The organism is Streptomyces mutomycini (assembly GCF_001700505.1).
Lineage (GTDB): Bacteria > Actinomycetota > Actinomycetes > Streptomycetales > Streptomycetaceae > Streptomyces > Streptomyces mutomycini.
On the sequence record NZ_MAPV01000244.1, the window covers coordinates 1 to 7,435 of the forward strand.

A 7,435-nucleotide genomic window follows, 5' to 3' on the forward strand; every position below is an offset into this window, starting at 1 on the left:
CCCCCGGGCACCCACGCCCCGCGCATCCCACGAGGACTCATCTCCATGGACCGGCTCTCCAACACCGTGCGCCCCTACGCCTGGGGTTCCACCACGGCCATCCCCGAGCTGCTGGGCACAGCCCCGACCGGCGAACCGCAGGCCGAGATGTGGATGGGAGCCCACCCGGGAGCCCCTTCGCGCCTGACTCGCCCGGCCGGACCCGGCGGACCGGGGGAGCGGTCCCTCACGGACGTCATCGCGGCCGGCCCCGAGCGCGAACTCGGTCCCGCCGCGGTCCGCGCCTTCGGCCCCCGCCTCCCCTTCCTGCTCAAGCTGCTCGCCGCAGGCGCCCCGCTGTCCCTCCAGGTCCACCCCGACCTCACACAGGCGCAGGAGGGCTACGCGGACGAGGAGCTCCGGGGCGTCCCCGTGGACGCGCCGCACCGCACCTACAAGGACGCCAACCACAAGCCCGAGCTGATCTGCGCGCTCACGCCCTTCGACGGGCTGTGCGGTTTCCGCCGGCCCGCCGAGGCCGCCGACCTGATAGCGGCCCTCGGCGTCGACTCCCTCAAGCCCTATGTGGACCTGCTCCGCGCGCGTCCCGAGGACGGGGCACTGCGCGAGGTCCTCACAGCGATCCTCACCGCGGACCCCGACGAGATGGCGCACACCGTCGCCGATGCGGCCACTGCGGCGGAGCGGCTCGGCGGGCCCCACGCCCCGTACGCCCAGATCGCCCACCACTACCCCGGCGACCCCGGCGTCATCGCGGCCATGCTGCTGAACTACGTACAACTCCAGCCCGGCGAAGCGATGTTCCTCGGCGCGGGTGTGCCGCACGCCTATCTCGGCGGCCTGGGTGTCGAGATCATGGCCAATTCCGACAACGTGCTGCGATGCGGTCTGACCCCGAAGCACGTCGACGTCCCCGAACTGCTGCGCATCGTCCGCTTCGAAGCCACCGAGCCCGGCATCCTGCGCCCGGAGGCATCACCGTCCGGCGAGGAGCTGTACGAGACGCCCGTCGACGAGTTCAGGCTGTCGCGCTACGTCCTGCCGTCCGGCGGCGCTCCCGTCGACCTCACAGCCGCCACCCCGCAGATCCTGCTCTGCACCGCGGGTGCCCCGAGCGCGGGGGAGACCGTTCTCGCCCCCGGCGAATCCGTGTTCGTCCCCGCGGACGAAAGGGTCGAAGTGGCTGGTACGGGCACGCTGTTCCGCGCGACCGTGGTGGTCTGACGTACGGTCCGCACCAGCGGCTGCAACAATGTCCGGCCGTAGCGGCGCCCGTGCCGCAGCACCGAGGAAGGGACACCAGGCACTCATGAGCGCGTCAGGCGGAACCAAGGCGATCGTGGCGGCACTCGCCGCCAACCTCGCGATCGCAGTGGCCAAATTCGTGGCGTTCCTCTTCAGTGGCTCGTCGTCGATGCTGGCGGAGAGCGTCCACTCACTGGCGGACTCGGGCAACCAGGGGCTCCTGCTGCTCGGCGGGAAGAGGGCCAAGCGGGAGGCGACACCCCAGCACCCCTTCGGGTACGGGCGTGAGCGCTACATCTACGCCTTCCTCGTGTCCATCGTGCTGTTCTCGGTCGGTGGCATGTTCGCGATCTACGAGGGCTACGAGAAGATCAAGCACCCTCACCCGATCGAGGCCTGGTACTGGCCGGTCGGCGTGCTGGTCTTCGCGATCATCGCCGAGAGCTTCTCCTTCCGCACGGCGATCGTGGAGTCCAACCAGACCCGCGGCAAGCTGTCCTGGACGCAGTTCATCCGCCGCTCCAAGGCGCCCGAGCTCCCCGTCGTCCTTCTCGAGGACCTCGGCGCACTCGTCGGCCTGATCCTGGCGCTCGGCGGCGTCAGCCTCGCGCTGGGTACCGGCAACGGAGTGTGGGACGGCATCGGCACCCTGTGCATCGGCGTCCTGCTGATCGCGATCGCGATCGTTCTCGCCGCCGAGACGAAGTCGCTGCTGCTCGGTGAGGCGGCCGGTATCGAGGACGTCGAGAAGATCCAGGCCTCGGTTGTCGACGGTGACACCGTCACCCGCGTCATCCACATGCGCACGCTCCACCTCGGCCCGGAGGAGCTTCTGGTCGCAGCCAAGATCGCCGTACGTGCCGAGGAGTCGGCCGCCGAGGTCGCGGAGGCGATCAACGCCGCCGAGAACCGGATCCGCGAGGCCGTCCCGATCGCCCGGGTCATCTACCTCGAGCCCGACATCTACAACGAGGCCGCCGCCGCGGCAGGCACCAACCCGGGCAAGGCCCCGGGCAGCCCCGCGTCTCCCGGGGACGCACCGGCCGGATCCGGCCACTGACCCGCTGAGCATCAGCCCCGAACGGTCCTGTGACCCATGCCGCCGCACAGGCGGGCTGGGGGTCACAGGGCCGTTCGGTGTAGATTCGGGGGAGTACCAGACGTCGCTGCTGATGGCGGTCGATCGGTTCGCGGAAGCGGGCCGGCCGAGGGAGAGAGGGCCTCCGACGGACTGCACTGCGGATCGCCCGGGCATTCGTGTGCCCGTGGCCGCCGCAGAGCCAGCCAGTCCACCCTCGACCCACTACGAGGAGCAGCCCGTTATGACGACGGCCGCCAATCGCCAGGACTTCAAGGTCGCAGACCTTTCCCTCGCCGCCTTCGGGCGCAAGGAGATCACCCTCGCCGAGCACGAGATGCCCGGCCTGATGTCGATCCGCAAGGAGTACGCCGCCACGCAGCCGCTGGCCGGCGCCCGGGTCACCGGCTCGCTGCACATGACGGTGCAGACCGCTGTGCTCATCGAGACCCTCGTCGCCCTGGGCGCCGAGGTCCGCTGGGCCTCCTGCAACATCTTCTCCACGCAGGACCACGCCGCCGCCGCCATCGCGGTCGGCCCGAACGGCACCCCGGACGCCCCCGCCGGCGTCCCGGTCTTCGCCTGGAAGGGCGAGACCCTGGAGGAGTACTGGTGGTGCACGGAGCAGGCTCTGACCTGGCCCAACACCCCCACCGGCGGCCCGAACATGATCCTCGACGACGGTGGTGACGCCACCCTCCTCGTCCACAAGGGCGTGGAGTTCGAGAAGGCCGGCGAGGCTCCGGACCCGTCCACCGCGGACAGCGAGGAGTACGCATACATCCTCACCCTGCTGAACCGCACGCTCGGCGAGTCCCCGCAGAAGTGGACCCAGCTGGCGTCCGAGATCCGCGGCGTGACCGAGGAGACCACGACCGGTGTCCACCGGCTCTACGAGATGCACCGTGACGGCACCCTCCTTTTCCCGGCGATCAACGTCAACGACGCCGTCACCAAGTCGAAGTTCGACAACAAGTACGGCTGCCGCCACTCCCTGATCGACGGCATCAACCGCGCCACCGACGTCCTGATCGGCGGCAAGACCGCCGTCGTCTGCGGCTACGGCGACGTGGGCAAGGGCTGCGCGGAGTCCCTCCGCGGCCAGGGCGCCCGGGTGATCATCACCGAGGTCGACCCGATCTGCGCCCTGCAGGCCGCGATGGACGGCTACCAGGTCACGACGCTGGACGACGTGGTGGAGACCGCGGACATCTTCGTCACGACGACGGGCAACAAGGACATCATCATGGCCTCCGACATGGCCCGGATGAAGCACCAGGCCATCGTCGGCAACATCGGTCACTTCGACAACGAGATCGACATGGCCGGTCTGGCGAAGATCGACGGCGTCGTCAAGGACGAGGTCAAGCCGCAGGTCCACACCTGGACGTTCGCGGACGGCAAGGTCCTGATCGTGCTGTCCGAGGGCCGCCTGCTGAACCTCGGCAACGCCACCGGTCACCCCTCGTTCGTCATGTCCAACTCGTTCGCGGACCAGACCCTGGCCCAGATCGAGCTGTTCACCAAGCCCGAGGCGTACCCGACCGATGTCTACGTGCTGCCGAAGCACCTGGACGAGAAGGTAGCCCGGCTCCACCTCGACGCGCTGGGCGTGAAGCTCACGACCCTGCGCCAGGAGCAGGCCGACTACATCGGTGTCCCGGTCGAAGGCCCGTACAAGTCCGACCTCTACCGCTACTGAGCCGGCCGTCGGCCACCGGCCGGCGCAGCTCTCAGCAGCAGGTCCGAGCGCAGGCCCCCGCACCCCCGTGTCGGGGGCCTGCGCCGTACCTCACCCGCACAGCCCGAGGAACCCGAAGGACCCCATGCCCCGCGGCCGTTATTCGCTCCACGATGTCCACGACCACACCCCCCTCGGCGAAGAACACTTCCACTGCGCGCCCGGCCCCTCCGGCTGGCGCTATGTCTCCCAGACCACGGCCCCATCGGGCGCCCACCTGGGTTCCGTCGATCTGGCTCTGGACGAACTCGGCCGCCCCATCCGCCTCGAACTGCACGCCGCGAGCTGGCAGATCCGCGGCGCCGCCCTCGACGGGGTCACCTGGGTGCGAACCGACCCCACCGGCACTCACGCCACCGAAGGCAATGTCCGCGCCCACACCTTCTCCGGCACATCCCCCGCCTTCCTCGTCGCCACCGCCAGGCTCCTGCGCCTCACCCCCGATTCCGCCCCTTCTCCCGCGACCCGTGTCCGTCTGGTCACCTTCACGGACCCGGTGCTCGCCCCCCGGACCGTCGACCAGTCCTGGTCCCTGCTGAACAGTGAAGCGCACGCCACTGACAGCGGGCCCCTGATCGTGGACGAGTACCAGGTCAGCGCCCTGGACACCGGCGATCAGTACGCCGTGCACATCGCGGGCGACGTGGTGCTGGCGGCGCCCGGCATCGAGCTCGAGCACCTCGAATCCCCGCCCTCGGCCATGCCCCGCCTCACGGACGGCGCCTGAGGAGCCTGAGGGCGCGAGCGGGGCTCCGGGCCCCTCGACGTCACCGTCCTGAGCGGCCGGGGCTCGGCAGGTGGCGCTCCCACGGGCCGGGACTCAGGCAGGCGGGGCGAACCCGGTCGACGGCGGCGTCGCGGCGCCCGTGCCACTGTCCGTGGAAGCCGGCGCCGGGCCCGCCCCGGCCGGCATGCCTTCCTCCGGCCGGTTGCCGGAGAACTCCCGGTGACCGGAGAACTCCCGGTCCACGGATACGGGCAGGGGCGCCGTCACCAGGCCTCTGCGGCCGGCCACAGCGGCCACCCGCCGAACGTCCCGGGCCTGGCGCTCGTTCACCACCGCCGCCAGGTAGGCAGCCGCCGGTACCCCCTGCGGCATCGGAACGCCGGTGTGCGCGGCGAGGTCCGTGGACAGCCGCTCGGCCATGGATCCGCGCACCGTGACATCAAGTTGGTTCATCCGCGTCAGGTACTGCCGGATCGCCAGCCAGAGGCCTTCGGGGACGCCCGAGAGATCCAGCTGGCCGAAACGGCCCACGAGCCAGGGAGGAGGAGGCGGCACCGCGAGGGCCCGCCCGGCCGGCACCCGCTCACGCACGACGAGCGTTCCCGCGAACACGTCGCCGAGCCGACGGCCCCGGGCGGACACCAGGGAGGCGATGCAGCCCACCACTCCGAACGTCCCCAGGATCTCGACCACTCCCATCGCCCCTCGCATGAGCGCGTGCCGGAACCGGATCGGCCCGCCGTCGTCCCGCACCACGCGGAGGCCACAGGCAAGCTTGCCGAGCGAACGGCCATGGCTGAGCGTCTCGACAGCCACCGGCCCGCCCACCAGCACCAGAAGGAAAGAGGCGACGGCGATCGCGGCGATCGCGGCCTCGTCGAGCGTCACTGACGCCACAGCCAGACCTATGGACAGCAGCACGAAAACGGTCAGAAGCACCGCAAGATCGATGGCGATCGCCAATGCCCGGCTGGGCAGCCTCGCCGGCTGCAGCCCCAGTACGACCGCATCCCCTGTCACGAGCTCGTTCATCGCCCACCCACTCCTCGCCGCCCTGCCTGCCCCCGGGGAGCACAGTCTGCCAAGCTGACCGGCAGCGCGCCGCCGTAGTACGTACCCGTACGCACCCATGCCTGGAGCAGCAGCCGACCATGGATCTCGACGTCTTCGTGACCACCCATCGCATCGAGTGGGACCGCCTGGACCAGCTTCTGCACCGAGGGCGCAGCCTGACAGGCGAGGAGGCGGACGAACTCGTCGCTCTGTACCAGCGCACCGCCGCCCACCTGTCCCTGATCCAGTCCAGTGCCCCGGACCCCCTGCTGACCGCTCGCCTCACGCAGCTCGTGGCCCGCGCACGCTCCACCGTGACGGGGACCCGCCGGGCTTCGTGGCGCGACGCGGCCCGATTCCTGACCGCCGGCTTCCCGGCAGCGGTCTACCGCTCGCGGCACTGGTGGATTCCGACGGCGGTGCTCTCCACACTGCTCGCGGCCGTCATCGGCTGGTGGATCGGCACACACCCCGAGGTCCAGGCGTCGATCGCCGCACCGGAGGACCTCCGAGCCCTGACCCGGCCCGGTGGGGAGTACGAGACGTACTACTCCAGCCACCCGGCCGCCTCGTTCGCCGCCCAGGTCTGGACGAACAATGCGCAGGCGGCAGCGATGTGCCTTGTACTGGGGGCGTTCCTCTGCATACCGGTGATCTGGATCCTCTTCGTCAACGTGCTCAACCTCGCTGTCGGCATAGGCCTGATGTCCTCCGCCGGCCGGCTGGACACCTTCCTCGGACTCGTCCTCCCCCACGGTCTGCTCGAGCTCACCGCCGTCTTCGTCGCGGCGGGTACCGGTCTCCGCCTCGGCTGGACGGTCATCGACCCGGGCCCGCACAGCCGGCGCTCGGCCCTCGCGCAGCAGGGCCGAGCCGCGATAGGCATGGCCATCGGTCTGGCCCTGGTCCTGTTCGTCTCCGGCGTCATCGAAGGCTTCGTCACCCCGTCGGGCCTCCCCACCTGGGCGCGCATCACCATCGGCGTCCTGGCTGAGCTGGCATTTCTCGCCTACGTCTACGTCCTCGGAGGCAGGGCGGCCCGCGCCGGGGACACCGGAGATCTGGCACCCGAGGAGCGAAGCGCGGATCTTCCTGCCGCGGCCTGAGAGTCGATGTGCGAGCGGCGGCGCTGACCTGCTAGTCTGCTCGTCGCCCACAAAAACTGTTGACACAGTTTGCGTGGGGAGGTATATTTGAACGGTTAGAACGAGTTGGACAACTCGTTCCTGAACGTCTAAAGTTCATCTCGCTCGTGCAGGGGACGTGATCCTCGCAGAGCCGATCGATTCTTCTCTTTCAAGCAGACGTCCGGATTCGCTTCGGTCGAATTGCTTCTGATAAAGTCGAGTCAGCCGAAAGGCAAAGGCCATTCCACAGGTCGCCTGAATCAAGTTCGGACCGGAAACGGTACGGAAAAGAGTCTGGTAAAGTTGGAACCGCCGGAAAGGGAAACGCGAAAGCGAAGAACTGGAAAGCGAAAAAGTAGTAACCCGCTTCGACCGGGAATCGGACACGAAAGAGTCTGATAGAGTCGGAAACGCAAGAACAGAAGGGGAGCGCCCGGAGGGCCCCGGTGAAACGGGACCGAAGG

General features: G+C 69.3%; 6 protein-coding genes. 5 read left to right on the forward strand and 1 reads right to left on the reverse strand.

Annotated elements, in window-relative coordinates:
* The first annotated feature begins 45 nt into the window (after positions 1 to 45).
* From manA to BFF76_RS28080, 4 genes are all read left to right on the forward strand, one after another.
* Entirely contained in the window at positions 46 to 1,224 is a 1,179-nt protein-coding gene (gene manA, locus BFF76_RS28065; protein WP_065849325.1) for a mannose-6-phosphate isomerase, class I, read from the forward strand.
* Between the two features lie 85 nt (positions 1,225 to 1,309).
* Positions 1,310 to 2,305, forward strand: a complete 996-nt coding sequence (locus BFF76_RS28070; protein ID WP_031093874.1) for a cation diffusion facilitator family transporter — start codon at positions 1,310 to 1,312, stop codon at positions 2,303 to 2,305.
* Positions 2,306 to 2,567: 262 nt separating this feature from the next.
* Positions 2,568 to 4,025, forward strand: a complete 1,458-nt coding sequence (gene ahcY, locus BFF76_RS28075; RefSeq protein ID WP_053929179.1) for an adenosylhomocysteinase — start codon at positions 2,568 to 2,570, stop codon at positions 4,023 to 4,025.
* Between the two features lie 124 nt (positions 4,026 to 4,149).
* Positions 4,150 to 4,791 (forward strand): hypothetical protein, encoded by a 642-nt coding sequence (locus BFF76_RS28080; protein WP_065849326.1) that lies wholly within the window; start codon positions 4,150 to 4,152, stop codon positions 4,789 to 4,791.
* Positions 4,792 to 4,884: 93 nt separating this feature from the next.
* On the opposite strand, the gene BFF76_RS28085 is transcribed toward BFF76_RS28080, so the two are convergent.
* Positions 4,885 to 5,823 (reverse strand): RDD family protein, encoded by a 939-nt coding sequence (locus BFF76_RS28085; protein ID WP_065849327.1) that lies wholly within the window; start codon positions 5,821 to 5,823, stop codon positions 4,885 to 4,887.
* A 119-nt stretch (positions 5,824 to 5,942) separates the two neighbouring features.
* Here BFF76_RS28085 and BFF76_RS28090 point away from each other — a divergent pair, with 119 nt between their 5' ends.
* Positions 5,943 to 6,950 (forward strand): stage II sporulation protein M, encoded by a 1,008-nt coding sequence (locus BFF76_RS28090; protein ID WP_031093883.1) that lies wholly within the window; start codon positions 5,943 to 5,945, stop codon positions 6,948 to 6,950.
* Positions 6,951 to 7,435 lie beyond the last annotated feature (485 nt).

Coding starts and splice junctions, on each gene's coding strand:
- manA (WP_065849325.1), top strand. CDS start 46: ATGGACCGGCTCTCCAACACCGTGCGCCCCTACGCCTGGGGTTCCACC.
- BFF76_RS28070 (WP_031093874.1), top strand. CDS start 1,310: ATGAGCGCGTCAGGCGGAACCAAGGCGATCGTGGCGGCACTCGCCGCC.
- ahcY (WP_053929179.1), top strand. CDS start 2,568: ATGACGACGGCCGCCAATCGCCAGGACTTCAAGGTCGCAGACCTTTCC.
- BFF76_RS28080 (WP_065849326.1), top strand. CDS start 4,150: ATGCCCCGCGGCCGTTATTCGCTCCACGATGTCCACGACCACACCCCC.
- BFF76_RS28085 (WP_065849327.1), bottom strand. CDS start 5,823: ATGAACGAGCTCGTGACAGGGGATGCGGTCGTACTGGGGCTGCAGCCG.
- BFF76_RS28090 (WP_031093883.1), top strand. CDS start 5,943: ATGGATCTCGACGTCTTCGTGACCACCCATCGCATCGAGTGGGACCGC.